The 25,603-nt window shown below is 70.8% G+C and carries 24 protein-coding genes and 1 riboswitch; of the genes, 9 read left to right on the top strand and 15 right to left on the bottom strand.

From position 1 onward, the window contains the following. Positions 1–6 precede the first annotated feature (6 nt). Positions 7–849: an AraC family transcriptional regulator gene (locus J2W45_RS15745; RefSeq protein WP_310133719.1), complete on the bottom strand. Its 843-nt coding sequence runs from the start codon at positions 847–849 to the stop codon at positions 7–9. Positions 850–936: 87 nt separating this feature from the next. Between J2W45_RS15745 and J2W45_RS15740 the strand changes: the two genes are divergently transcribed. Further along, positions 937–1,908: an arginase family protein gene (locus J2W45_RS15740; protein WP_310133718.1), complete on the top strand. Its 972-nt coding sequence runs from the start codon at positions 937–939 to the stop codon at positions 1,906–1,908. Here J2W45_RS15740 and J2W45_RS15735 read toward each other — a convergent pair. The 6 genes from J2W45_RS15735 to J2W45_RS15710 all read right to left on the bottom strand — a co-directional run bounded on the left by J2W45_RS15735 (position 1,865) and on the right by J2W45_RS15710 (position 6,481). Continuing rightward, positions 1,865–2,119, bottom strand: coding sequence for a CBU_0592 family membrane protein (locus tag J2W45_RS15735; RefSeq protein WP_310133716.1), 255 nt, complete (start codon positions 2,117–2,119; stop codon positions 1,865–1,867). The genes J2W45_RS15740 and J2W45_RS15735 overlap by 44 nt on opposite strands. A gap of 15 nt (positions 2,120–2,134) precedes the next feature. Then, positions 2,135–2,203, bottom strand: a riboswitch (guanidine-III (ykkC-III) riboswitch). A gap of 48 nt (positions 2,204–2,251) precedes the next feature. Then, positions 2,252–2,899 carry a DNA-3-methyladenine glycosylase family protein gene (locus J2W45_RS15730; RefSeq protein ID WP_310133714.1) on the bottom strand — a complete coding sequence of 216 codons (648 nt, stop codon included), beginning with the start codon at positions 2,897–2,899 and terminating at the stop codon, positions 2,252–2,254. Next, on the bottom strand, positions 2,892–4,784 hold the full coding sequence (locus J2W45_RS15725; RefSeq protein ID WP_310133713.1) for a Na+/H+ antiporter NhaA: 1,893 nt from the start codon (positions 4,782–4,784) through the stop codon (positions 2,892–2,894). The genes J2W45_RS15730 and J2W45_RS15725 overlap by 8 nt, the downstream gene beginning before the upstream one ends. A gap of 18 nt (positions 4,785–4,802) precedes the next feature. Beyond that, positions 4,803–5,234, bottom strand: coding sequence for a VOC family protein (locus J2W45_RS15720; protein ID WP_310133711.1), 432 nt, complete (start codon positions 5,232–5,234; stop codon positions 4,803–4,805). Positions 5,235–5,272: 38 nt separating this feature from the next. Continuing rightward, the gene (locus J2W45_RS15715; RefSeq protein WP_310133709.1) at positions 5,273–6,046 is read right to left on the bottom strand and encodes an SDR family NAD(P)-dependent oxidoreductase; all 774 of its coding nucleotides are present in this window, start codon (positions 6,044–6,046) and stop codon (positions 5,273–5,275) included. 33 nt (positions 6,047–6,079) lie between these two features. Beyond that, on the bottom strand, positions 6,080–6,481 hold the full coding sequence (locus J2W45_RS15710) for a winged helix-turn-helix transcriptional regulator (protein WP_310133706.1): 402 nt from the start codon (positions 6,479–6,481) through the stop codon (positions 6,080–6,082). Positions 6,482–6,574: 93 nt separating this feature from the next. Here J2W45_RS15710 and J2W45_RS15705 point away from each other — a divergent pair, with 93 nt between their 5' ends. Both J2W45_RS15705 and J2W45_RS15700 read left to right on the top strand, forming a co-directional pair. Further along, positions 6,575–7,444, top strand: a complete 870-nt coding sequence (locus tag J2W45_RS15705) for an SDR family oxidoreductase (RefSeq protein ID WP_310133704.1) — start codon at positions 6,575–6,577, stop codon at positions 7,442–7,444. A gap of 196 nt (positions 7,445–7,640) precedes the next feature. Continuing rightward, positions 7,641–9,962, top strand: coding sequence for a fibronectin type III domain-containing protein (locus J2W45_RS15700; RefSeq protein WP_310133702.1), 2,322 nt, complete (start codon positions 7,641–7,643; stop codon positions 9,960–9,962). A 57-nt stretch (positions 9,963–10,019) separates the two neighbouring features. On the opposite strand, the gene J2W45_RS15695 is transcribed toward J2W45_RS15700, so the two are convergent. Then, positions 10,020–10,598: a TetR/AcrR family transcriptional regulator gene (locus tag J2W45_RS15695; protein ID WP_310133700.1), complete on the bottom strand. Its 579-nt coding sequence runs from the start codon at positions 10,596–10,598 to the stop codon at positions 10,020–10,022. 101 nt (positions 10,599–10,699) lie between these two features. Between J2W45_RS15695 and J2W45_RS15690 the strand changes: the two genes are divergently transcribed. Further along, entirely contained in the window at positions 10,700–11,527 is an 828-nt protein-coding gene (locus J2W45_RS15690) for an alpha/beta fold hydrolase (RefSeq protein WP_310133697.1), read from the top strand. On the opposite strand, the gene J2W45_RS15685 is transcribed toward J2W45_RS15690, so the two are convergent. From J2W45_RS15685 to J2W45_RS15660, 6 genes are all read right to left on the bottom strand, one after another. Further along, positions 11,517–12,494, bottom strand: coding sequence for an NAD-dependent epimerase/dehydratase family protein (locus tag J2W45_RS15685; protein WP_310135071.1), 978 nt, complete (start codon positions 12,492–12,494; stop codon positions 11,517–11,519). The two genes, J2W45_RS15690 and J2W45_RS15685, sit on opposite strands and share 11 nt — an antisense overlap. 13 nt (positions 12,495–12,507) lie before the next feature. Further along, the gene (locus J2W45_RS15680) at positions 12,508–13,335 is read right to left on the bottom strand and encodes a hypothetical protein (protein WP_310133695.1); all 828 of its coding nucleotides are present in this window, start codon (positions 13,333–13,335) and stop codon (positions 12,508–12,510) included. 38 nt (positions 13,336–13,373) lie between these two features. After that, complete coding sequence (locus J2W45_RS15675) at positions 13,374–14,972, bottom strand: alpha-amylase family glycosyl hydrolase (protein WP_310133690.1); 1,599 nt, start codon at positions 14,970–14,972, stop codon at positions 13,374–13,376. A gap of 7 nt (positions 14,973–14,979) precedes the next feature. Continuing rightward, on the bottom strand, positions 14,980–15,828 hold the full coding sequence (locus tag J2W45_RS15670) for a nitrilase-related carbon-nitrogen hydrolase (RefSeq protein WP_310133688.1): 849 nt from the start codon (positions 15,826–15,828) through the stop codon (positions 14,980–14,982). Between the two features lie 4 nt (positions 15,829–15,832). Then, positions 15,833–17,332: an APC family permease gene (locus J2W45_RS15665; protein ID WP_310133685.1), complete on the bottom strand. Its 1,500-nt coding sequence runs from the start codon at positions 17,330–17,332 to the stop codon at positions 15,833–15,835. Positions 17,333–17,478: 146 nt separating this feature from the next. Further along, positions 17,479–18,375, bottom strand: coding sequence for a LysR family transcriptional regulator (locus J2W45_RS15660; RefSeq protein ID WP_310133682.1), 897 nt, complete (start codon positions 18,373–18,375; stop codon positions 17,479–17,481). A 72-nt stretch (positions 18,376–18,447) separates the two neighbouring features. Between J2W45_RS15660 and hisD the strand changes: the two genes are divergently transcribed. Genes hisD through J2W45_RS15635 form a run of 5 tightly spaced genes read left to right on the top strand, consistent with a single transcriptional unit; the run spans position 18,448 to position 24,572 of the window. Then, a complete protein-coding gene (hisD, locus tag J2W45_RS15655) occupies positions 18,448–19,767 on the top strand; it encodes a histidinol dehydrogenase (protein ID WP_310133679.1) in 1,320 nt (439 codons plus the stop codon). A 50-nt stretch (positions 19,768–19,817) separates the two neighbouring features. Next, complete coding sequence (locus J2W45_RS15650; protein ID WP_310133676.1) at positions 19,818–21,149, top strand: ABC transporter substrate-binding protein; 1,332 nt, start codon at positions 19,818–19,820, stop codon at positions 21,147–21,149. After that, entirely contained in the window at positions 21,146–22,111 is a 966-nt protein-coding gene (locus J2W45_RS15645) for a carbohydrate ABC transporter permease (RefSeq protein WP_310133673.1), read from the top strand. Before J2W45_RS15650 ends, J2W45_RS15645 begins: the two co-directional genes overlap by 4 nt. Further along, complete coding sequence (locus J2W45_RS15640; RefSeq protein ID WP_310133671.1) at positions 22,108–22,911, top strand: carbohydrate ABC transporter permease; 804 nt, start codon at positions 22,108–22,110, stop codon at positions 22,909–22,911. Before J2W45_RS15645 ends, J2W45_RS15640 begins: the two co-directional genes overlap by 4 nt. A 17-nt stretch (positions 22,912–22,928) precedes the next feature. Further along, complete coding sequence (locus J2W45_RS15635) at positions 22,929–24,572, top strand: glycoside hydrolase family 13 protein (RefSeq protein ID WP_310133669.1); 1,644 nt, start codon at positions 22,929–22,931, stop codon at positions 24,570–24,572. Between the two features lie 10 nt (positions 24,573–24,582). Here the strand turns inward: J2W45_RS15635 and J2W45_RS15630 are convergent, their stop codons facing one another. Continuing rightward, positions 24,583–25,599, bottom strand: coding sequence for an NAD(P)-dependent alcohol dehydrogenase (locus tag J2W45_RS15630; RefSeq protein WP_310133666.1), 1,017 nt, complete (start codon positions 25,597–25,599; stop codon positions 24,583–24,585). Positions 25,600–25,603: the final 4 nt, after the last annotated feature.

Below are 25,603 nucleotides of genomic sequence, written 5' to 3'. Positions count from 1 at the left end.
CGGTTCTCAGCTCGCGCGCTGCCGCCACACGGACGGGACCGCACCGGTGTGGCGGCGGAACGCGCGGCTGAAGCCGGCGTCCGACTCGTAGCCGAGCAGACGGGCGGTCTCGCTCACAGTGAGGCCGTCCTGCGAGAGGTAGGTCATGGCGGCGTCCATCCGCACCTGCGCCAGGTAGCTCGCGGGCGACTGGCCCACCTGCTCGCGGAAGCGCTCCGCGAACGTCGTGCGCGACATCGCGCCGACGGCGGCGAGGTCGCGGAGCGTCCACGGGTGTCCGGGGTTCGCGTGCATCGCGTCGAGCACCCGGTTGAGGAACGGGTCCTGGACGACGGCCGGCCAGTTGTCCGGGACGCAGTCTCCCTCGGCCCAGGCGCGGATCGCGACGGCGACGATGGTGGTCGCCATCCGGCCGCAGATCACGCGGTCGCCGGCTCGGCGTTCACCGGTGCCGCATCCCATCCGGGAGGCCAGCAGCGCGATGCCGGGGTCGAGATCGGCCAGGCGGTGGACCCCGAGGAGGTCCGGGAGCCGATCGAGGGCGTGGAAACCGGCCGTGGGGCGGAGCTCGGAGACGACGACCGTGCCGTCGGTCTCCGCCCTCATCTCGGCGCTCTGCCGCCCGGGCGTGAACACGACGTCGCCCGCCTGGTAGGCGAACGACATCGGCTGCGGCCCTGCCGAGCGCACCCGCACCGATCCATCCACGACGTACAGCAGCGTCGGCCCGGAGAGGGCGACGCGGGTGCCGGGCCGGAGGTCCTCGCGGCGCGACTCCTCCACCTGCCACTCGAGCGTGGCAAGGAGCTCGTCGAGTGTGGCGGGGGCGTGCATCGCGGCGGTCGTCACGAAATCCGGCAACCGCTGAGCGCCGCGAGCTATTCCGCGGTGCGGCCATCCCGTGACCGGCGTCGCGGGTGCTCGTACGATGGGCGCGTGAGCAGGCAGCGCAGGTGGGGCCTCGTCGGGGTGCCGTCGAGCGCCGGGGGCCACACGCCCGGCATGGACGTCGCCCCGGCGGCGATCCGGGCGGCCGGGCTGGTCGGGATGCTCGAGGCGCGCGGGCAGGACGTCCGCGACCTCGGCGACGTGCGGGGCTTCCGGCGCCGGCCCGATCCCGAGCACCTGGACCGGCAGAACATCCATGAGGTGCGGCGCGTCGCACTGGAGACCGCCGCAGCCGTCGCGGACGCGATCTCGGGGGGCCGGACCCCGCTGGTCGTCGGCGGCGACTGCACCGTGACGATGGGCGCGGTCGCCGGCTTCCGCCGTGCGGGCGAGCCGACGGCCCTCGTGTACGTGGACGGCGGCCCCGACCTCTACACACCGGGCCGCATCGACTACGGCAACGTGGATGCGATGGGCCTCGCCCACCTGCTGGCGCTGCCCGGCAGCGACCCGGCCCTGACGAGCCTGGAGGGACCGCCGCCACTGCTGCGTCCGGACGAGGTGGTGCTCTACGGCGATGCGCTCCCGGAGGACCGCGACGACCTCGAACGCGCGATCGCCGAGCAGCTGGGCCTCGTCCGCGTTCCCGCGTCGCGCATCCATCTCGACCCGCGTGCGGCGGCCCAGGCCGCACTGGCCGCGGCGCAGGAAGCCGGGGAACGCTTCCTCGTGCACTTCGACGTCGACGTCCTCGGCCACCAGCACCTCCCCCTGGCGAACATGCCGAACCCCGACGCGCCGCCCTGGGGGCTGACGGTCGATGAGGCCGTCACCGGACTTCAGGTGCTCACGGGCAGTCAGCGGTTCGCCGGGATCGTGCTGACCGAGGTGAATCCGAACAACGCACCGGACGAGCAGACGATGGCACAGTACGTCGAGCTCGTCGTGCGCGGCCTGACCGGGGACGTCGACGGGGTCAGCGCGAGCGGGCAGCCAGCGCCCGCGCCCGCAGCAGGGTGACCAGTCCGAACGCCGAGACGATCGCCCACACGCCCTCCAGCAGGAGGAAACCCCACTGGGCGCCGAGCACCGCCTCGACGGCGAGAGCGCCGGAGCCCACGAGGTTGAGCACGATGTACGGCAGCGAGTCCTGTTTCAGGACACCCCGCTGCGACAGGACGAAGGCGGACAAGACCAGCAGCGAGCCGATGATCTGGACGGCTTGACTCACGATGCGCTCCCTCAGGAAGCGTCGTCTTGGCTGACCGGGTACGGCGCGTCTCGTCCGGAGCGCTGCCCTCGTGACAGCGTTCCTCCATCCTGGCACGCGGGTCTGAGCACAGGCTGCGCAGGCGGAGGGACGTCAGGCGCCGTCCTCGGCGCCGAGTGATCGCCACAGCAGCGCCGCCGCCACCGTCCGGTACGGCGCCCAGGGGACGCCGCGCTGCCGCACCCAGGCGATGCTCGGTGTGGCCTCGAGCCGGTCGAGCCGTCGCACCGCCACGCGGATGGCGAGGTCGCCCGCGGGCATCACATCCCAGCGGCGCAGCTGGTGGATGAGGTACATTTCCGCGCTCCACGGCCCGATTCCCTTGATGCGGGTGAGCGCCAGGACCGCCTCCTCGTCGCCGACGCCCCGCAGCGCCTCCAGGTCCAGCTCGCCGGTCGACACGCTCTGCGAGAGCGCTAGGAGGTAGGCCGCCTTCGAGTGGGAGGCGCCGACCGACCTGATCGCATCGGGGCCGAGCGCGAGGATGCCCGCCGGGGTGGGACGGCCGCGGAGCATATCGGCGAGTCTGTCGTAGATGATGAGGGCGACGTTCGTCGAGATCTGCTGGCCCAGGATGTGCAGCACCAGCCCGGCGAAGTCGTCACCCGTCGTGCGTCCGCCGTCCGGGAACTCGAAGGGATCGGGCGTGCCGAACCGGTCGATGAGAGCCCGCAGTCCGGGGTCGCGGGAGGCGAGTTCGGCGTACGCCGAGGTGAGTTCGGCTGTGGTGTCCTCAGCCATTGCGCAACGCCGCCCGCGCCCCGTTGATCGCCTTGCTGAGCGAGTCGATGTCCACATCACCCTCGTGCCGTTGACCGTTGATGAAGTAGGTGGGCGTGCCGGCGGCGCCGCTCTCGTCCGCCGAACGGATGTCGGCGCGCACGCGGTCGGCGAACGCGTGCGCCTGGAGGTCGTCACGGAACCGGTCGACGTCGATCCCGATCTGGCGCGCGTACTCCTCCAGGTCGTTCACGCCGAGCCGGTCCTGATGGTCGAGCAGCATGTCGTGCATCGGCCAGAAGGCGCCCTGCGCCCCGGCCGCCTCCGCCGCCTCTGCGGCCCGCAGAGCATTGGGGTGCACATCCGTGAGGGGCAGATGGCGCCAGACGACCGCCACATCCGGATGCCGCTGCATCAGCTCCCGCACCGTGGGCTCGCCGCGCTTGCAGAAGCCGCACTCGAAGTCGCCGTACTCCACCACCGTGACCGCCGGCTCCGCAGCCCCGCGCACATGGTCGAGCTCCGGGTCGGGCGGCGCGAGCAGGTCGAGGGTGGGATCCGGCCGGCCGTTGAGGGCCGTCGTCCGCCGGTTGGCGGGGATGAACCGCACGCAGAAGAACACCAGCCAGGTGAGCGCGGCCGACCCGATCACCGAGAGGAAGATGCCGATCTTCGCCTCTCCGAGCTCCGGACCGGTGAGGGCGATGCCGGCGATGAGGAGCGAGACGGTGAACCCGACGCCCGCGGCCGTGCCGCTGCCCAGCACGGACAGCCAGCCGACCTGCGGGTGGATGCGCCCCCGTGTCATCCGGCTGAGCAGCCACGAACTGCCCACGACCGAGATGGGCTTGCCGACGACGTAGCCGAGCACGATGCCGATCGTGATCGGGCTGGTGAACGCGCGGCCCAGCAGGTCCGGCGTGATGGCGACGCCCGCGTTGGCCAGGGCGAAGATGGGGACGACGACGTAGCTCGTCCACGGGCTCAGCCGGTACAGGATGCGCTCGTTCTCGGAGAGGGAGTCCGCCAGTCCGGCCGCCGCGGAGTGCGCCAGCTCCGCGCTCGGGCTCACCCGGTAGTCCCGGAACAGGTCGGTCGCCCGCTCCAGGTCGGCGCGGACGGGCACGTAGGCGCTGGTCGAGAGCCCGATCGCCAGCCCCGAGACCACCGGGTCGATGCCGCTGAGCAGCATGAAGAACCAGGTCAGCACACCCAGCACGACGGCGAGGTTCCGGCCGAGGGTGCGGTTGAGGCGGCGTGCTGCGAGCAGGAGGACGAACGACACCACCGCCGCCATGACGGCCGGGAGCGAGATCGGGCCGCTGTACAGCGCGGCGATCACGATGAGCGCGACGACGTCATCCACCACGAAGGCGGTCAGCAGGAACGTCCGGGTCCGCTTCGGCGCCCGCCGTGCCAGGAGCGTCAGGATGCCGAGTGCGAGGGCCGTGTCCGTCGACATGGTCACACCCCAGGCCCCGGCTGACGCGAGCCCCCGGTTGACGACGAGGAAGATCGCGACCGGCAGGGCCATCCCCACGAGGCCGACGGTGATCGGCAGGATGAGCCGCTTGCGCTCGCGGAGGTCGCCGAGGTCGAACTCGCGCCGTGCCTCCAGCCCGACGGCGAGGAAGAACAGTGTCATCAGCCCGCTGTTGACCCACGTGCGCAGCTCGTAGGTCAGCGACCACGAGCCGACGCTGATCCCGACCCGCTGACGCCAGAACTCCTCGTACCCGCCGATGTTCGCCCACACGAGAGCCGCGATCACACCCGCGACGAGCAGGATGGAGGCCAGCGCACCCGCCCGGAGCACGCCCTGGAAGGTGCGGTGCGGATGCATCATCACGGTGCCGTCCGCGCCGACGCGCGCGTCCGCGGTCACCGCCGACGGTTCAGAGGTCACGCGCCACCGCCTTCATCGTCACTGGAGGCAGAACTCGTTGCCCTCGGGGTCGCGCATCATGATCACGAACTCCTCGTACGGGCCCCAGTTGCCGAGCAGGGTCTTCTCCTCGGTGGCGCCCAGGCCGATCAGGCGGTCGCGCTCGGCCTCCAGCTCCTCGCGGGAGGCGCGGCGGTCGTCGAACGGCGTGATGTCGAGGTGCATCCGGTTGCGCTGCCGGCGCTCGTGGCGGTACCGGCTGAAGTAGAACCGCTGGTGGGCGGGATCCCCGTCCCAGGCTTCGGCACGATCCGCGATCTCCTCGTCCGTCATGCCGGAGGCCCTCAGCGCGGCCACGTCCTCCGGGTCCCAGCCCGTCGGTTCGGGGTAGCCCATCACCGCACTCCAGAACCGGGCCAGCTCGGTGGGGTTCTCGGCGTGGAACGTGACGTTCGCGATCCGGGCGGTCATGCGTCGAGGATAGCCGGGCGACCGGGGCCGCGGGGACTTCACATCGTCTGCCGCATCCCGCCGTCGATCACGACATCCGACCCGGTCATGTTGCCGAGCACCGGGCTGGCGAGCATCGTGATCAACGCCGCGACCTCCTCCGGGGTGGTGAACCTGCCGGTCACCATCGCCTGCTCGGCGCCGTGCCGCACCTCCTCCGGCGAGCCGCCACCCGCGGCGGAGACCGTCTCGGCGACGCCGCCGGTGCCGAGCCAGAGCGCGGTGGCGACCGGTCCCGGACTGACCGAGTTGACCCGGATGCCGCGCGGGCCGAGCTCCTTCGACAGCGACTTCGAGAAGCTCAGGACCGCGGCCTTCGCGGCGCTGTAGTCCATGACCAGCGGATCGGACAGCATCGCGTTCTCGCTGGCCATGTTCACGATGGCCCCGCCGTCCGGGATGAGGTCGAGGAGGGCACGGGTGACCCGGACGGTGGCCAGGGTGTTCAGCTCGTAGCTCGCCAGCCAGTCGTGATCGGTGATCGACGCGAAGCCGCCGGGGCGCGGAGGCGCCGAGCCCACGTTGTTGACCAGCGCATCCACCCGGTCGCCCACCTGATCGCGCAGACTTTCGATCGCCGCGGCGTCGGTCAGGTCCGCGGCGACGAAGCGGAAGCCCGGTTGTGCCGCCAGGGCTTCGGTTTCCGCGGTCGGCGCGTGAGCGATGGCGACGACGTCCGCGCCCTCGGCCAGCAGGGCCCGGACGGTTGCGAGGCCGATGCCCCGGCTCGCACCGGTGACGACGGCGGTCTTCCCATTCAGCTGCAGATCCACGGTGCGACCCTAAGGGGCGGCGCCGGTGCGTGGCTATGGGCGAACTGCAGCGGACGCCTGCTCGGCGTCGGCACCCACGATGTCGTCGGCGTTGGCGGCGATCCACGACATGAGCGGCAGCAGGTGCTCGGTCAGGTCGCGCCCGCGGTCGGTGAGGCTGTAGTCCACCCGGGGCGGGATGGTCGGCTGGGCCGTGCGGAGCACGAAGCCGTCGGCCTCGAGCGTCCGGAGCGTCTGGGCCAGCATCTTCTCGCTGATGCCCTGGACGGTGCGGCGCAGCTCGCCCCAGCGCAACCCGCTCTGCGACAGGGCGACCAGCACGAGGACGCCCCAGGTGCTCGTCACGTGGTTGAGGACGATGCGCGTCGGGCAGGCCGACGGCAGCACGCCGTCGGTGAAGCCGAAGCCGTTGAGTGACGCAAGACTGGTGTCCACGTCAGTAACTTACCAAAAAGTGGGTACCCGCCATGGGGAAGTAATGGAGGGACGGGCCGGTTCCCCTCGATGTCCGATCGAAAGGAACCCCTCATGACCATCGTCGTCACCGGCGCAACCGGCCACCTCGGCCGCCTCACCGTCGACTCCCTCCTCGAACGCGGCGTGCCCGCCGCCGACATCCGGGTCGCCGGCCGCTCCGCCGAGCGGCTCGCGCCGCTGGCTGCTCTCGGCGTCGAGACCGCCGTCATCGACTTCGAGAAGCCCGAGACGCTCACCGCCGCGTTCGCCGGCGCGGACGCCGTGCTGCTCGTGTCCGGCTCCGAGGTGGGCAAGCGCGTGGCGCAGCACCGCAACGCCATCGAGGCCGCCGAGGCCGCCGGCGTCGGACGGCTCGTCTACACGAGCGCGCCGCACGCCACGGACGGCGCCCTCGTGCTCGCCCCGGAGCACAAGGCGACGGAGGAGCTGCTGGCGGCGTCGCCGCTGCCGATGACCGTCCTCCGCAACAACTGGTACACCGAGAACTACACCGGCCTCCTCGACCAGGCCGCCGCGACCGGTGAGCTCGTGGGCAGCGCCGGCGACGGCCGCGTGGCCAGCGCGTCCCGCAAGGACTACGCCGAGGCCGCCGCCGTCGTGCTGTCGACGCCGGGCCACGAGGGCGCGGTGTACGAGCTGAGCGGCGACACGGCGTGGACCTTCGACGAGCTGGCCTCCACCATCGGCGAGCTCCTCGGCCGCGAGGTCGTCTACCGCTCGGTCTCGCCCGAGGAGCACACCGCCATCCTCACCGCCGCCGGGCTCGACGACGGCACCGCCGGTTTCGTGGTGGCCCTGGACGGCAACATCCGCGACGGGGAGCTGGCCGACGCGCAGAGCACCCTCTCGGAGCTGATCGGCCGCCCGACCACTCCGCTGGCGCAGGGCCTCGCCGAGTCCCGCGAGGAGGCGGCCGCCTGAGTCGAGGATCCGAGGGCGTCGCCGGGCCGCGGGGCTCGGCGACGCCCTCGTCCGCCAACGCCGGAACCTTGGAACGCCGAAAAGAAGACTGTGATGGTGAGATATTCTCATGTAAATCTTGTGCGGGTGCCCCCAGGGGCGTAGCGTCACGCCCGCGGACGCCGCTCGGCATCCCTTCGAAGACTGCGGGGGCAACATGCTGAAGACGGTGCGTGCGGCGGCGATCGTGGCGATGGCGGGGGCGCTGTCTCTCGCGGCGACGGCCCTGACGGCGACCACGGCCCAGGCGGGTACGGCGCCGCCGGTGCTCTCGCTCAAGTACGGCGTCGACCAGGCATCGCAGCCGGCCTACCAGTTCGGTGACAACGGCGCAGCACGATTGACGTACGCGACGTTATCGAGAGGGATCTCGGTCGGCACGGCGTCGGTGAATGTGACCGTGACGCCGCCGGCCGGCCAGCCCCTGCGGATGGGCGACTACGCCGTCGTCAACGGCAACCAGTCGGATCCCAGCCGTCCTCAGGTCCAGCTCAGCTCGGGCGGAACGGGTGGCGGGTTCACGGGCGAACTCGACATCCGCGACCTGCAGTGGAACAGCATCGGCCAGCTCTACACCTTCGACCTCGTGCTGCACGGCGTCGGAGAGGTCAGCATGAACGAGCCGCAACCCGGCGGCGTCGATCTGGGCGCACGCACCCTCGCCTTCCCGGCGACACCGATCGGCTTCTCCAGCGTTCCGGCCCAGCAGGCAGAGTGGCTGCACAACACCACGTCGAGCACGGTGGCCATCGGCGCACCGACGTTCACCGGCGTGGGCGCGGCCGACTTCACGGTGTCGCGGAGCACCTGCGCAAGCAGCCTCGCGGCGGGCGCTAGCTGTTCCTTCATCGTCGGATTCTCTCCCAAGGCGGCCGGCCCGCGGACGGCGTCGATGAGGATCGGCGTGGGAGGTTCCACGCAGACCGTGGCCCTGACCGGCGACGCCGCCCTCGGGACGTCGTCGATCACGATGTCCGGCAACGATCCGCTCGACCAAGGCGTCACGCACACCTTCGCCGACGGGCCGTTCATCATCGCGGAGTCCATCGTGAACGACGGGTACGCCTGGACAGCTCTTTCCACAGACCCGTCGAAGAAGGCCCAGATCGTCGTCTCGCCGATCGGCGGCGGCCCCGCCAACAACGGCGCACCCCTCACGGCCGGCATCCACACGACGGCGCCGTGGGATGGATCGGTCCCGACCAGCCAATACGGGTTCCGGGCGACGCTGAACAGCCTCTCGTGTGGCGCCCCCATGACCGGCACGATCGACGTCGAGAACCTCATCGTCGACGCGCTGGGGCTCGTGGAGATGGCGAAGATCACCTACAACGAACGCTGCGCCGAAAACCCGAACAGCAACCCCATGACGGGGACGCTGCTGTGGCAGCTCCGCTCCGACAGCACCGCTCCGACCGCTCCCAGCGGTGTGACCGTCGGAGCGGGATCCGCGCCGACCGTCAGCTGGAAGCCGTCCCCTTCGACGGATGTCGCGCACACCATCGCCAGGATCTCGCCAGGAGGAGCGTCATCCGTCGGCATCCTGGGCGGTGTTCCCCTCTCAGACTCAACCGCCACATCCGCCACTGCGCCCGCGCTCACGGCCGGCCAGTACACGGTCGCCCTCTGGGCGGTGGACACGAGCGGCAATGTCAGCGCACCCGCCACCTCGACGTTCATGGTCGGCACGCCCCAGACGCCCTACACGGTCCCGAGCGCTCCGACCAACGTGTCGGCGACTCCCATGGATGGGGGCGGCGTCATCTCGTTCTCGCCGCCCGCGAGCGACGGCAACCTTGCCGTCACCCAGTACGAGGTCCGCAACGTCAACACAGGCGTGTCGACCATGGCACCGAGCACCGCTCGAAGCGTCACGGTCACGGGCCTGCCGAACGGATCCCATTTCCAGTACACCGTGCGCGCCGTGAACGCGGCCGGCTACGGCGCCCAGGCCGATGTCGTGGTGAGCCCCGTGGCATCCACGACCCCGCCGCCTCCCCCGCCGCCCGCCCCGAAGGAGCTCCTGCCGGATCCCGGGTTCGAGTCCGGCACCGGAGGCTGGAAGGCCTTCGTCACGGGGAACCTCGCCTCCGTCACCACGCCCGTTCACAGCGGTGCGTCCGCTCTCCAGGTGATCGCCCCGAGCGCCTCGCCGGGCCTCGTGGGCCTCACACAGAACACTGTCATCGCGAATTCCATGGCGGGGACCGCGTACACGGCGTCGTGCTGGGTCCGCCCGAGTTCGGCTGGGCTGAGCATCCGGGCCGAGTTCCTGGAGTACACGCAGAACTTCAGCAGCGACGTCCATCTCCCGCTCACCAGTATCGCGTCGCTCCCGGCGGGCGCCTGGACGAAAGTCACGTGGTCGGGTGTCGCGCAGCGCTCGGGCGAACGCATGATCCCTCAGATCTACTCGACCAATCAGACCTCGTCGACCGGCTCGATCGTGTACGACGACTGCTCGGTGATCGCCGGCTGACGTCCAGGCCTGCGACGCGGCCCCGCGCAGAGAGCGGACGCCTCTCGGGGCTTCCACTCAGCCCTTCGCGGATGACGCGAGCGCTGCGTCGATCAGTGTCGCCGCGGCCGCTCGCGCCTGGGCGGCCGCCGTCGGGCTCCCGCTGATGGCGGCCGTCGTCTGCGCGCCCTCCGCCAGGATCGCGAGCTGGTCGGCCAGCGCGGCCGGGGCGCCGAGCTCGTCGACCAGCGACGCCACGTACCGCTGGAAGCGCTCCTTCTGCTCGCGGGCGATCGCCGCCACGGCCGGCGAGACGGCCCCCATTTCGCCGAAGGAGTTGATGAACCCGCAGCCGCGGAAGTCGTCGGTGCGGAACCAGCCGTCGAGGAAGTCGTAGATCGCGAGCAGCTTCTCGCGCGGGGTGTGCGCCGTAGCCGCAGCGCCGGCGATCCCCGCATCCCACACGCCCGAGCGGTAGCGCAGCACCTCTTCGAGCAGGGCGTCCTTCGAGGAGAACTCGGCGTACAGGCGCTTGAGCGGGACGCCCGCCTCGGTGCGGATCGCGTCCATCCCGACGGCGTGGATGCCGCGCTCGTAGAAGAGCCGGTCCGCGACCTCCACGATGTGCTCGTGCTCGGTGACCGTGTCGTTCGTCATCTGTTCACCTCCGGGACTTGCGCTGAGAACCATCGTTCTCTAGTGTAGCCACCAGAAGGCGAGAACGAGCGTTCTCAGCCGAATCGATCAGAGAGGTCATCATGGGATTCATCACCGTCGGTCAGGAGAACTCGGCACCGATCGAGCTGTACTACGAGGACCACGGCACCGGGCAGCCCGTCGTGCTCATCCACGGCTACCCGCTGGACGGTTCGTCCTGGGAGCGTCAGGCGCGTGAGATCCGCGCCGCCGGCTACCGGGTCATCACCTACGACCGCCGTGGATTCGGCCGCTCCTCCAAGGTCGAGACCGGCTACGACTACGACACTTTCGCCGCCGACCTGGACACGGTGCTGACCACCCTCGACCTCAACGACGTCATCCTCGTCGGCTTCTCGATGGGCACCGGCGAGCTCGCCCGCTACGCGAAGCTGTTCGGCACCGACCGCGTGGCAAAGTTCGCGTTCCTCGCCTCGCTCGAGCCCGGGATGCTCGCCAACGGCGTGCCGCAGTCCGTGTTCGACGGCATCGATGCGGCCGCCCGCGCCGACCGGTTCGCGTGGTTCACCGAGTTCTACAAGAACTTCTACAACCTCGACGAGAACCTCGGCAGCCGCATCTCGCAGGAGGCCGTCACCGCCAGCTGGAACACCGCAACGGGCAGCGCACCGGTCGCGGCCTACGCCGTCGTCCCGTCGTGGATCGAGGACTTCTCGGCCGACGTCGAGGCCGTCCGCGCCAGCGGCAAGCCCACGCTGATCGCCCACGGCACCTCGGACAACATCCTCCCGATCGACGCGACCGGCCGCGCCTTCCACGCCGCGTTCCCGGAGGCGGAGTACCACGAGATCGACGGCGCCCCGCACGGAATGCTGTGGACCCACGCCGAAGAGGTCAACGCGATCCTGGTGCCGTTCGTCACCCGCTGATCCGCAAGGGCCCCGCTTCCACCTGGCCGTCGTCGATCAGCCACTGCAGTGCTTCTGCCACGGCGGCCAGGCTGGAGTAGCGGGGCTCGTAGCCGAGCAGGCGTCGCGCCTTCTCGATGCTGCTGGAGGGGCTGCGCGCGATGTGCTCCCACGTCGTCTGCGCGTGCTGCGCCGCCGTGAGCTCCGCGAACCGGGCGTAGGGCTCGAAACGGAGCCGCGGCTCCGCGCCGAACCAGCCGGCGACCGCCGTGGCGAAGCCGCGCAGGGTGATCGCACGATCGGACACCAGGTGGAAGCCGTGGCCGACGGCGGCCTCCGGGTTCTCCAGGGCGAGCTGGAAGCCCTGGGCGACGTCGTCGGCGTGCACGTGGTGCACCGTCTCCAGGCCGAAGTTCGGAAGCACGACCTCCTCGCCCGCGGCGAGCCGGCGGTACACGTCGAGGTCGAGGTTGCCGGCGGGTCCGATCATGTTCCAGCCCGGGCCGGTGATGTGACCGGGATGCAGCACCGCGACCGGCAGGCCGCCCGGGGTCCGCGCCTCCTCCAGCAGCAGCTTCTCGATCGCTTCCTTGTTCACGCCGTACTCGCCGAACGGCTCCCGGTCCTCCTCCTCGGCGGTCGGCACGGCCGTCGCCGGGCCGTGGATCCAGATCGTCCCGCAGCTGAGCAGCAGCTTCACCCGGCCGCGCAGCGCCTCCACCAGCTGACGGGCCGAGTCGGGGGTGAAGCACACCATGTCGATGACGGCGTCCGCCCCCAGCCCGGCGATCGTCGCGCCGAAGGTGCCGTCCGCATCACCGGCGTCGCGGTCGAGATGGATGCGCTCCACCGCATCCCACGCCGGATCCTCATGGTAGGGGGCGCTCGGCCCGCGGGTGATGGCGACCACCTCGTGACCGGCCCGCACGAGGCGGGGCACGAGGTAGCTGCCGACATGCCCGGTGGCACCGATGACGATCACACGCATGGCATCCACACTCTCATGGTCGGGGGTCCGTGGTCGGTCCGGCGTCCGTGCGAACTGGTTGGAGCCCGCCCAGGACGTCGCCGAGGAAGCCCATCACGAGCCGCTCCGCCTCGGGCCGGCGGGTGACTCCCTCACTCGGCCGCCAGCGCCGGTAGAGCTCGACCGCCGCCAGGAGGGCGTCCGCGGCCTCGCGCTGGTCGTATCCGCTGACGGTCGACTGGAGGGCGACCGCGTCATCCGGGGCGATCGACTCGAGCCGGCGCACCCCACGCGGCTCGGCGCCGGCGCGCCGCGACGCCAGGGGTCCGAGCACCAGCTTGCGAAGTGCGGCGACGGTGTCGAGCGTCTCGAACAGCTCCCCGCGCGCGAGCTTGGTCGCCCCGTAGTGCACCCACACCCAGAACCGGTCCTCGGCCCACTGCGGATCGAACCCGCTGCTCAGCTCCGGACTGGCGCTGTCGGCTGCGGGGGTGACGCCCAGTCCGTGGAGCAGCCGCAGCCGATGCAGCACGGTGGCGAACTCCGTCTCCGGGAGGAAGGTGAAGTCCACGTGAAGGACCGGCGGGGCGACCAGCGACACGATCAGCCGGGGCTCGCCCACGTGCTCGCCCGTGAAACCGACGACGACGTCCGTCCAGGAGGCGATCAGCTCGAGACGATCCGACATCACGGCGGCGTGCGCGTCATCCCGGATGGCGAGCACGAGGTCGACATCGGAGAAATCGTCCGGAGTTCCGTGCGCGAGCGAACCGGACAGCGCGATCGCCGTCACCCGATCGTCTGCGGCGATACGCGGGACGACCTCGTCCAGGAAGGTGCGATGGGCCGCGGGGATATCCATGGCCCACACGGTATCCGACGGCGAACCCGATCCCTCGCTCACACCGACACCCACGCGAACCCGTACGCGCCGAGGGTGCGCCCGTCCCACCGCTCGGCGAGCGCCGCTTCCGCGTCGTCACCCAGGTCGAGGTCGAGCTCGACCGCCTGGTCGGACAGGTTGTGGAGGGTGAGGAGCCCGTCCCGGCGCAGTGCAAGGACGGACGGCGCGCCGACGTCCTCCACCGTCCATCCGCCCGCCGCCGCGCCCTTGGCGCGACGCACCTGTGAGATCGTCCGGACCAGCGCGAGCAACGATCCCGGGTCGTCCTCCTGCGCCCGGACGTTCACATCCCGGAACCCGTACGGCCCGTCCACCTGCGCCGGCAGGGTGAGCGGGGACTCCTCCGCGCTCGTGAAACCGCCCCAGCGCGAGTCGTCCCACTGCATCGTGGTGCGGGCGGCGCCGCGCCCCTCGATGCTCAGGTCGTCGCCGACGCCGAGCTCCTGACCGGCGAGCAGCAGCGGGACCCCGGGGAGCGCATACAGAAGGCTCAGCGTCATGCGCACCCGCTCATGCGGCTGCATCATCGGAGCCCAGCCCCGCCGGATGCCGCGCCCGTAGATCAGCATGGACGGGTCGGGTGCGAAGTGCTCGAACGCCTCCTTCCGCTCCTCGTCGCTCAGCTGCTGCAGGTCGAGCTCGTCCGCGTTGTGGACGAAGTTGAGCCGAGCATCGGGCGGGATGGTGTCGTCCAGCCGCCGGAGCGCATCCACGAGCGGCTGAGCCCTGCCGCGTGTGAGCGCGAGGATGAGGGAGTTGTTCAGCGTGAAGTCGATGACCGCCTCGAACCGGCCGCGCTCGACGAGGGCCGCCATGAGCTCGGGCGACTCGTCCGCCTCGGCGATCAGCGCCACATCCTGTTTGACCTCGCGCAGCCGCGCTCTGAGGTGGTCGAAGAACGAGCCGTCGTCCACATCGGTGTCCGGCCTCCCCTTGCCCTGCACGATGAGGAGCGCCGCGTCGATGCGGAAGCCGTCGACGCCGACGTCCAGCCAGAAGCTGAGCACCCGGACGATCTCCTCGAAGACGTCCGGATCGGTGGCGTTCAGGTCCGGCTGGAACGCGTAGAACTGGTGGTGGTAGTACCGGCCCGCCCGCGGCTCGTACGCCCACACGGCGTCGTCCTCCCCCGGGAACATCGGATGGTCGCCCGGCTCGACGGAGTCGTCCTCGCTCCAGATGAAGAACCGTCCGGCGGCGGAGTCCGGGGCCTCGACCGCTGCGCGGAACCAGGCGTGACGGTCGGAGGTGTGGTGCAGCACGGCGTCGATGAGGACGCGCATCCCCCGCTCGTGGGCCCGGTCGAGGAAGGTGCGCAGCGCATCCAGGTCGCCGAACCGCTCATCGACGGCGAGGTGGTCGTCGACGTCGTACCCGTTGTCGCGGCGGGCGCTCGGGTAGAACGGCAGCAGCCAGATCCACGTCACGCCGAGGGAGGCCACATAGTCCAGGTGCTCCGTGGCGCCGGCGAGGTCGCCGAGCCCGTCGCCGTCGGCGTCCGCGAACCTCGACAGGTCGAGCCCGTACACGAGTTCGCCGGGGTCGCCCGCCCAGTCGCCGGTCCAACCGTCGGTCTGGGCAGCAGTGTTCGTCATGCTCCAGTCATACGCCCCTCGCCGGGCCAGGGTGCACCAGACGCCCGTAGAGGTCCGGCCGGCGGTCGTCGAAGAGGTCGATCCTCGGGGAGAGCCGCTTGTCCCGCGACTCGGCCAGGTCGAGGTCGGCTGTCGCCGCACCGCGGCCCGGCCCCGCCTCGGCGATGACGACACCCGCGGGAGAGATGATGGCCGTCCCCTCGGTCCAGTCCACCCCGCGCTCGCGCCCGAACCGGTCTGCGCAGACGATGGCCATGCGGTTGACGAGGGCGGCTGCGACGGCGATGCGCTGTTCCGCGGGGCGCTCGCCCGGCGGGGTGGGCACCAGCGGCCAGTTGGTGGGAACGGCCAGCAGATCGGCGCCCGCCAGTCCGGCGATGCGCGTCCACTCGGGGAACTCGAGGTCGAAGCAGATCATGACGCCGACGCGGCCGTGCGGTGTGTCGACGACGGGCGGCGCCGCCTTCCCGGGAGTGAAGACCTCCTTCTCGCGGTCCCACAGGTGCACCTTGCGGTAGACGGCCCGCACGCCGGAGGCGTCGACGACCGCGGCGCTGTTGTGGACCTCGTCGCCCTCGCCGAGCTCGCTGAAGCCGCCGACGACGACCCCGGCGCCGTCCCTGGCGCCGGCGGCCAGCCGCGCCCACTCGGCGAAGATCTCGTGGTCCGGGCGGATGGAGACCGATCGCGCCTCGTCGCGGTCGCGGAACACGTACCCGGAGGTGGCGAGTTCCGGGATGACGACGATGGACGCGCGCGCGGCGAACGCCTCCGCGATCGCGGTCGCGGCCTTGCGCCGGTTCCCGTCGAAGTCGCCGACCGCGGGGTCGAGCTGAACGGCTGCGATGGCGGTCATGCGATCACCGCTCGGGGGCCGGCGCAGCGTCCGGCTGCCGGCCCGCATCGACGGAGGCGACAAACCCGGGCGCCGGCTCCTGGGAGCCGCGAAGGGCGGCGCGCACGCGATCGGCCACGCCACGGCGCAGGCTGATCGCGAAGCCGATGAGCAACCAGGCTGCGACGATGTAGGGGAAGTAGCTGTACGGGGCTTCGACGCCGACGACGTTCTTGTAGATCGTGTAGAGCACGAGGATGAGCGCCAGGATCGGGATGGCCATCTGCCACTTCGGCGTGCTCACGTCCCGACGGAAGAAGAGGAACCGGAGAGCGCCGGCGGTCGCGAGCACATAGGCGACCAGCAGGGCCAGCGTGCCGATCGTCAGCGACCAGAAGGTCGCATCCAGCACCGCCGCACCGGTCAGGCTCTCGCCGACGATCACGATGAGCGCCAGCACCACGGCCACGGTGATCGCCGTGGTCGGAGCGCCGTTCCTGGAGAGCCGGGCGAGACGCGGGGCGAGCGCCGTATCGCGCGCCAGGGCGAATGCCACACGGGCCGCCCCCGAGAGCGTTCCGAGGAAGATCGCGAACAGGCTGATCACCGCCGTCAGCGTCAGGATGTCGGCCAGCCACGGCCCGACGTACCCGCGGGCGAGATCGCCGTACGGCGCGCCGGCGGACGCGAACCGCTTGACGCCGGCTGCGTCGGTCCCGTAGCCGAGGGACTGGGCGACCGTCGACAGGAGGTAGAAGACGCCGACCAGGATGATGGCGATCTTGAAGGCGCGGGGGATGTCGCGGCGCGGGTTGTCGGTCTCCTCGCCGAGGGTGGCGGCGCCTTCGAACCCGGCGAAGGCGAGGAAGCCGAACACGGCCGCGGCGGCGATCAAGGTGACGTCGGTCCCCGGCGGGAGTTCGAGGAAGCCCCAGTTGAGCCGCAGGCCGCCCGGCGCGGCACCGACTCCGAGCTTCACCAGCACGACGATGTTGAGCACGGTGACCAGGACGGCTCCGGCGAGCTCCGCGTACAGCAGCAGCCGCGTGATGAGCCGCACCTCGCGGCGCGCGAGCAGGAAGACGAGAGCGAGCGCGGCGATCGCCACCCAGAGCCACGGCGGCTGCACCTGGAGGCCCAGGTCGGCCAGCAGCTGGTTCAGGAAGAGCCCGATCTCCATCCCCGAACCCGCCCCGATCGTGACGTAGGCGAAGAAGAGAGCCCAGCCCGCGACGAAACCGGCACGGGGCCCGAGGGTCAGCCCGACGGTGGCGTACACCGATCCCGTGTGGGCGATGTACCGCGAGAGCTTCACGAAGCCGTACGCGACGAGCGCCACGGCGACGAGGGCGAACACGAACGCCCAGACCGCACCGGCCCCGAGGAGCCCCGCCGCTCCGGCCCCGAGCAGGGCCATGACGCCGACCGGGCCGATCAGGCCGATGGAGAAGGCGGCGGCGTCCGCCACCTTCAGCTCTCGTTTGAGCCCGGACGGCTGAGCCGTACCGGCCGCAGAAGGATTCACGCTCATCAGCTTGCTCGCTCTCGGGGGTTCTGGCCGTTTGGGAAAGCCTTCACCGTAGGCGATTCCGAACACAACGGCGAATGATCCTGGCCGATCCATAGGACCGCCCTATGGCAGACCGCCGACACCCCGCGCGACGCCCGGGATCAACGCTGCTGCAGCAACATCCGCTGGGCGAGCCGCGCGATCTCCCGGGTGGCCGGCGACAGCACGTTGCCCTGGCGCTGGATGATCGCGATCGTGTCGTACAGCGGCTCCGCGAAGGAGACGGTGCGGACATTCTCGGGGAAAGCCTTCGACTCGGCGACGGCCCGGGAGACGATCGTGTCCCCGCCGCCCAGCGCCACGATGCCGAGGGCCGACTCCACATGCTCGATCTCGATGCGCGGCGTCAGCGTGATGCCCTCGAGCTGCGCCCGTTCTGCGAGCTGGCGTCGCGTCGGATCCTTCCAGCCGTAGTGCGCGTCGTACAGGACGAGCTCGGTCGCGGCGAGGTCGGCGATCGTGACGGGATGCGCGGTCTTGGCCGGATCCGCTGAGGCGAAGAGCACCTCGTCCTTCATGAGCGGCGTGACGGACAGGCCTTCAGCGTCGATCGGGAGGACCACCAGCCCGGCTTCGAGCTCGCCCGCGGAGACCGCCTCCGCGACCTCCACGCTGTTGAGCCCGATGATCCGCAGTTGGACGCCCGGGTACCGGCTGTGGAAGGTCTCGAGCAGCTCGGAGAGGAAGTAGTAGTTGGCGTTGCGCAGGAGCCCGAAGGTGGCGACCCCACCGCTGAGGGAGGTGAGCGAGCGCAGCGCCCGGTCCGCGCCGTCGGCGCCGTCGACGGCCTGCTGCGCGAACGGGATCAGCTGCTCCCCCGCCGCCGTGAGCACGAGACGGCGGGCGCCACGGGTGAACAGGCGCACGCCGTACGCCTCCTCCATCCGCTTGATCAGTTCCGAGATCGACGGCTGGGTCATCTGCAGTTCCGCCGCCGCCGCCGAGAAGGTCCCCAGGGCGGCCACGCGCAGGAACGCCCGCAACTGGTTCAGTGTCATAGGGCGATCCTATGCCTTCCCCAAGATGATTCGGCCTTGTCCAGGGTCTCGGCGCCGGTGAGGATCGACACCATGAAATTGAGCCCCCGCTTCGTCACCCAGCACTCCTCGCGCTTCACCGCGCTCAAGAGCCCCGGCGTCGACGCTCCGGAAGCCCAGCGCGACCCCCGCGTCGCCGAGACGGTGACCGCCATGCTGCTGGACATCGAGAAGAACGGCATCGACGCCGTCCGCCGCTACGCCCGGGAACTCGACGGCTCCGACGCCGCCGACTTCGAGCTCGGCGCCGCAGACCTCGCCGCCTCCGGCACGCGCCTCGACACCGAGCTCCGCGAGGCCATCGAGCTCGGTTCGGCGCGGACCAAGGAGTTCGCGCGCCTCCAGCTCGACCACCTCTCCGACTTCGAGGCGGAAATCGTCCCCGGGCTCGTCGTCGGACAGAAGTACGTGCCGGTCGGCAATGTCGGCGCCTACCTCCCGGCCGGACGCTTCCCGCTCACCGCGAGCGCCTTCATGACCGTGGGCGTGGCGAAGGTCGCCGGCGTCCCGTCCGTGATCGGCTCCACTCCCCCTCAGCCCGGCGGTGGTGCGAACTCGGCCGTCGCGTACGCGGCCTACGTCTCGGGCATCGACCACCTGTACGTCGTCGGAGGCGTGCAGGCACTCGCCGCGATGGCGTTCGGCCTGCTCGGCCAGGACCCCGTCGACATGATCGTCGGGGCGGGGAACGCGTACGTCGCCGAGGCGAAGCGCCAGCTCTTCGGAACCGTGGCCATCGACCTCCTGGCCGGACCGAGCGAGGTCGCCGTGATCGCGGACGAGACCGCCGACCCGGAGATCGTCGCCGCCGACCTGCTCGGGCAGGCGGAGCACGGGCCGAACTCGCCCGCCGCGCTCGTGACGACCTCCGAGCGGCTCGGCCGCGACGTCATCGCCGCCGTCGACCGCCAGCTCGAGACCCTGTCCACGGCCTCGATCTGCGGTCCCGCCTGGCGCGACTTCGGCTCGGTGCTCCTGGTGGAGTCGAAGGAGGATGCGGTGCTCGTGATGGACGAGCTCGCGCCGGAGCACCTCGAGATCCAGACCGCCGACGACGACTGGTACCACGCACACCTCACGAACTACGGCTCGCTCTTCGTGGGCCCGTGGAGCACCGTCGCCTACTCGGACAAGGGCATGGCGGGAACCAACCACACCCTGCCCACCGCGGGCGGCGCGAAGCACAGCGCCGGCCTCTCCGTCTCGCGATACCTGAAGCCGCTGACCTTCCAGAAGATCAGCCGCGAGGCCACCCCCGAACTCGCCGTGGCCGTCGAGGTCATCTCCGCAAGCGAAGGGATGTCGGCCCACGAGGCGACGGCGACCATGCGCCTGCGGAGTTACGCGAACTGACACCCCTGCGCCGGCGCCGCGTGCGCCGGCGGACCAACCCGAAGGAAGCCATGACCCACCACCGATTCCTGCGCCCGCTCGCCCTCGCGATCGGCGCGACCGTGACCGCGCTCGTGCTCTCCAGCTGCGCCCCCGGAGGCGGAGCCGCTCCCGCCGCATCGTCCTCCACCACCATCTCCGCCAAGGTCACCCCGGCTCAGGTGGCGAAGCTCGGCTCCACCACGCTGTCCGTCTGGGCCGACCAGGCCGAGCAGCCCCTGATGAAGAACTTCATCCCCGCCTTCGAGAAGAAGTACCCGAACGTGAAGGTCGACATCACCTACAAGAGCTTCGACGACCTGGTGGCGACGGTCGTGAACGCAGCGGCGAGCGCCAACGCTCCCGACGTCTTCGAGGGGAACATCGGCTACGCGGTCGACGGCGCCCTCGTGAAGGCCAAGCTGGTCCGCCCGCTCGACGACGTCGCGAAGGTCTACGGCTGGACGTCGGGGACCGGCGCCTCCACGCTCGCACCCGCGAGATGGGATGCTGCCGGGACGACCTTCGGCTCCGGCACCCTCTACGGCATGTCGCCGATCAGCGAGGTGCAGGGCATCTACTACAACAAGAGCAAGCTGCAGTCCCTCGGCCTGCAGCCGCCGACCACCATCGCGGCCCTGGAGAAGGACGCGGCGGCGGCTGAGGCCGCAGGCGAGGTGCCGATGATGCTGGGCAACTCGGACCAGTACGCGGCCACCCACATCTTCAGCGACATCGCCGTCACGACGCAGAAGCCCGCGAGCATCCGCGACTGGATCGGCGGCAAGGCCGGCACGACGTTCCAGACGTCCGGCAACGAGAAGGCCGCCGACACGCTGAAGTCCTGGGTGTCGAAGGGCTACTTCGAGGCGGGATACGACGGCCTCAGCAACGAGGACGCGATCGCCAAGTTCGCGAAGGGGACCGGCGTGTTCTTCGTCGGGGGCTCCTGGAACGGCGCGTCGCTCGACTCGACCGGCTTCGGTTTCGGTTCCCTGGTCTCCGGGGGCGTCGGCGCGACGGCATCCCCGTGGCACATCAGCTCGAAGTCGAAGAAGACCGACGCCGGTATCGCCTGGCTCGACATGCTGCACTCGCCGCAGACCGGTCAGTGGATCCTCGACGGCGGCCGCCTCCCGGTGATCACCGACGGCGTGAAGGCGAGCGACAGCCTGAGCGAGGAGACACTGACCGCCCTCAAGGAGACGATCGCCGCCGGGACGCAGGTCGGCTACTACGACTGGAGCACCACCGACATGCTCTCCGTGATGGGCGGCTCCCTTCAGGAGGTGATGGCCGGCCGCATCTCGAGCGCCGACTTCACCAAGACCGTCCAAGCGGCGTGGGCAAAGGGACACAAATGACCGTCCTCGCCCGCAGCGAGCTCGCCGGCGTCGCCGTCCCCCAGCGGCGCCGGCGACCGGGAGGGCAGGTGAGCTGGTCGAGCCTGCTCTACCTGGCGCCTGCCCTCCTCTTCTTCGGCCTGTTCGTCGTCTACCCCATCGTGACGTCCATCCAGACGTCGTTCTACGTCTACGACGGCCTCACCCCGGCGACGCCCGCCGGGCTCTCGAACTACCTCGCGGTGTTCACCGACCCGGACCTGCGCGCGGCTCTCGGGCACTCGCTCGTCCTGCTGGTCTTCTACGCCGCACTCCCGGTGTGCATCGGACTGGTCTTGGCGGGCGCGATGTCGCGCATCCGGGTCTACGGGCTGACCTTCTTCCGGGCGGCGCTCTTCCTGCCGCAGATCCTCAGCACGGTGGTGGTCGCCGTCGCGTGGCGGGGACTGCTCGCCTCCGACGGCCCGGTCAACTGGGTGCTCCGCCACATCGGCCTGGGCGGCTGGGCGACCAGCTGGCTCGGGAACTTCGACACCGCGCTCCCCTCCATCGGGGTCATCGGCACCTGGGTCGAGTACGGCTTGTGCATGGTGCTGTTCCTGGCAGGCATCGTCACGATCGACCGGTCGCTGTACGAGGCGGCGCGGCTGGACGGCGCCGGTCCGGTCCGCGAGTTCTTCGCCATCACGCTGCCCGCGCTCCGCCCGCAGATCTCGATCGCCCTGATCCTCACGATCACCTTCGCGCTGCGCAACTTCGACATCATCTGGAACACCACGCGCGGCGGGCCCGGCACGTCGACGACGGTGCCGTCGCTGTTCGTCTACCTCGATGCGTTCCAGAACCGTCAGCTCGGTCAGGCGTCTGCGATCGCCGTCGTGCTGACCGTGATCATCTTCCTCGTCGTGACCGTGGTGCAGCTGCTGCTCCGCGAGCGCGGGGACACGCCGCGACGCGCCCGCGGACGGGGGCGGACCTCATGAAGACCGCTCTCCGCGAATCCGTCGGAACGCACGTCATCCTCATCGTCGCGGCTCTGTTCGCCGTGTACCCGCTCGGATCGATCGTCGTCTCGGCCCTCAGTAACCGCTCGGGCTCTGCCATCGACTGGGGCAACTTCGCCGTCGCCTGGACGCGCAGTCACTTCGCCTCTGCGCTGCTGTCGAGCGCGATCATCGCCGTCACGGTCGTCGTCGTCACCGCAGTCGTGTCGTGCCTGGCCGGTTACGCGCTCGCCACGATGCGAGTCCCCGGCGGCCGCCTGCTGATGGCGCTCCTGCTGGTCGGCCTGGTGCTGCCCTACGAGGTGACGGTGCTCCCGCTCTACCAGCTGCTCTCGGGCTGGGGCCTGGTGGACACGTCCTGGGCGCTGATCCTCCCGCAGGTGGGCCTGTCCGTGCCGCTCGGCGTGTTCTGGATGCGCACCTTCTTCGCCTCCGTCCCCACCGAGATCCTGGAGGCGGCACGGATGGACGGGGCCTCGCGGTTCGCCATCCTGCGGCAGGTGCTGCTGCCGATCGCCGGCCCGGCGCTCGCGACGCTGTCCACCATCCTGTTCCTGTTCACCTGGAACGAGTTCCTGCTCGCGCTGGTTCTGGTGCCGGGCAACGAGGCGGTGCAGACGGCGCCGCTGGCTCTGTCGTTCTTCGCCGGCACCGATCGGGCGAGCAACCCGAGCGTCACGGCCGCCGCCGCGGTGCTCGTCGCCCTGCCGATCGTCGTGGCGTACATCGCGCTGCAGCGACGCCTCATCACCGGCCTCACTGCGGGGGCCGTCAAATGACCATCGAGGAGGAACGCATGAGCGGCGCCGACGAGTGGTGGCGGCGCGCCGTCATCTACCAGGTGTATCCCCGGTCGTACGCGGACAGCAACGGCGACGGGATCGGCGACCTGCCCGGGATCACAGCCCGACTGGACCACCTGGCCTCCCTCGGGGTCGACGCGCTGTGGCTGTCGCCGTTCTATCCGTCACCCCAGCGCGACGGCGGGTACGACGTCGCGGACTACCGGGACGTCGACCCGCAGTTCGGCACTCTCGCGGACTTCGACGCGCTGATCGCTGCCACACACCGCCTCGGCATCCGCGTCATCGTCGACCTGGTCCCCAACCACTGCTCGTGGGACCATCCCGCCTTCCGTGCGGCCCTCGCGGCGGCGCCGGGGAGCCCCGAGCGAGCGCTGTTCCACTTCCGGGACGGACGCGGAGAACACGGCGAACTGCCGCCGAACGACTGGCAGAGCATGTTCGAGGGCCCCGCCTGGACGCGCGTCACCGAAGCGGACGGTTCGCCCGGGCAGTGGTATCTGCACCTCTTCGACCCGTCGCAGCCCGACTGGAACTGGGACGACGAACGCGTGCGGGAGGACTTCCGCACGACGCTCCGCTTCTGGCTCGATCGCGGTGTCGACGGCTTCCGTGTCGACGTCTGCGACGCCCTCGTCAAGGCGAAGGGGCTGCCCGACTGGCCGCACGCCGTCCACGGCGTCGTCCGCCCGGTCGACGGGCGGCTCCCTCCGATGTGGGATCAGGAGGGCATCCACGAGATCTTCCGGGACTGGCGGAACCTCCTCGACTCGTACGACGGTTCCCGCATCCTCTGCGCCGAGGCCTGGCTGCCGCCGGAGCGCGCCGCCCGGATCGTCCGCCCGGGCGAGATGCACCAAGCCTTCAACTTCGCGTTCCTGGAGCAGCCGTGGAGCGCCGCCGACCTGCGCAGCACGATCGAGACGTCGCTCGAGGCGAACGATGCGGTGGGCGCTCCCACGACCTGGGTGCTCTCCAACCACGACGTCATGCGTCACGCCAGCCGCTACGGCTACGACGGGGCCGTCGCCCTCGAGTCCGGTGTCGGCGCCGACGACCCGCAGCCGGATCGGGCGCTGGGCCTGCGCCGGGCGCGGGCGGCGACCGCCCTCATGCTCGCGCTGCCCGGCTCCGCGTACCTGTATCAGGGCGAGGAGCTGGGTCTCCCCGAGGTGACGGACCTTCCCGACGACGTGCGGCAGGACCCGGTCTGGGAGCGCTCCGGTCACCGCATCCGCGGCCGGGACGGCTGCCGGGTGCCCCTCCCCTGGACCTCGTCGGGGCCGTCGTTCGGCTTCTCCACCGTGTCGTCGTCCGAGACGTGGCTGCCGCAGCCGGCCTACTTCGGCGGGTTCGCCGCGGCCGGCCAGGAGGGCGACCCGGCGTCGACCCTGTCGCTGTACCGCCGCGCCCTGGCGCTGCGCCGCGAACGAGGCCTGGGCACCGGTCCGCTGGAGTGGGATGAGGACGAGCGACCGGGCACCATCGCCTTCCGCCGCGGTGATCTGCACGTCCTCGCGAACGTCTCCGGCGAGGAGGTTCCGCTGCCCGACGGCGCCCGGGTGCTCCTCGCGTCCGAACCGGCGCTGCCCTCAGGGAGCGTGCCCCGGGACGTCACCGTGTGGTTCATGCGCTGATCGCGGGCGCTCAGGGCGTGACGACGATCTTCCCGCGTGCGTGGCCGGTGCCGACGTGGTCGACGGCCTCGGCGGTCCGTTCGAGCGGGTACGCCGTGTCGATCACGGGCCTCAGCGTCCCGTCCGCGACGAGGGCGGCCAGCTCGCGCAGGTCCTCCGCACGCTCCCGGGCCACCAGGCCCACCAGGTGCTGGCGGGCGAAGCGATCGAGCAGCGCGGCCCCGAGGGTGCGCTGGATGCCTCCGAGGAGCGGTCCGCCCGACTCCCCGCCGACCAGGACCACCGACCCGGTGCTCGCCAGGATGCGCCGCAGGGCGGAGAGCGGCCGGTTCCCCGCTGTGTCGATGATCACGTCATAGATGCGGCCGAGCGTCAGCACATCGGTGGTCGTGTAGTCGAGCACGTCGACGGCGCCCAGATCCCGCACCAGGGCCGCCTTCGGCCCGCTGCACACTCCTGTCACCTTCGCGCCCCGCGCGGCCGCCAGCTGCACCGCGAAGTGTCCGACTCCCCCGGCCGCACCCAGGACGAGGACCGCATCCCCCTCCTGGATCCCCGCCCGGTTCACCGCCTGGAGTGCCGTCACGCCGGATACCGGCAGCGCAGCAGCCTCCTCGAAACCGGTGCCCTCCGGGATGGCGACGAGCTCGTCCGCTTTCGCGACCACGAACTCGGCCAGCGCGCCCTCGGCCGATCCGAACACCGCGTCGCCGGGGCGCCAGCCGTGCGCCGCAGAACCGGGTCCGGATGCCGTGCCGCCCACGGCCTCCACGACACCGGAGAAGCCGAGGCCGCGCACCCGCGCCTTGGGGCCGCTCCAGCCGAATCCGATCGCCCGCATCATGTACGGGCGCCCGGTCGTGAGGTGCCAGGTGCCGGCGTCGATTCCGGCGGCGCGGACCCGGACGAGCACCTCCCCCTCCCCCGGGACGGGCACGGGGATGTTCTCCACCGTCAGGACGCTGGGCGGCCCGTACGCATCCTGGGTCACCGCGCGCATCTGCTGCTGCTTGGTCGTCTCGTTCATCGCC

Origin of the sequence: Leifsonia shinshuensis (assembly GCF_031456835.1) — a bacterium.
GTDB classification, from domain to species: domain Bacteria; phylum Actinomycetota; class Actinomycetes; order Actinomycetales; family Microbacteriaceae; genus Leifsonia; species Leifsonia shinshuensis_C.
Note: the sequence above shows the minus strand (reverse complement) of the source record. Positions and strands in the feature narration are given on the sequence as shown.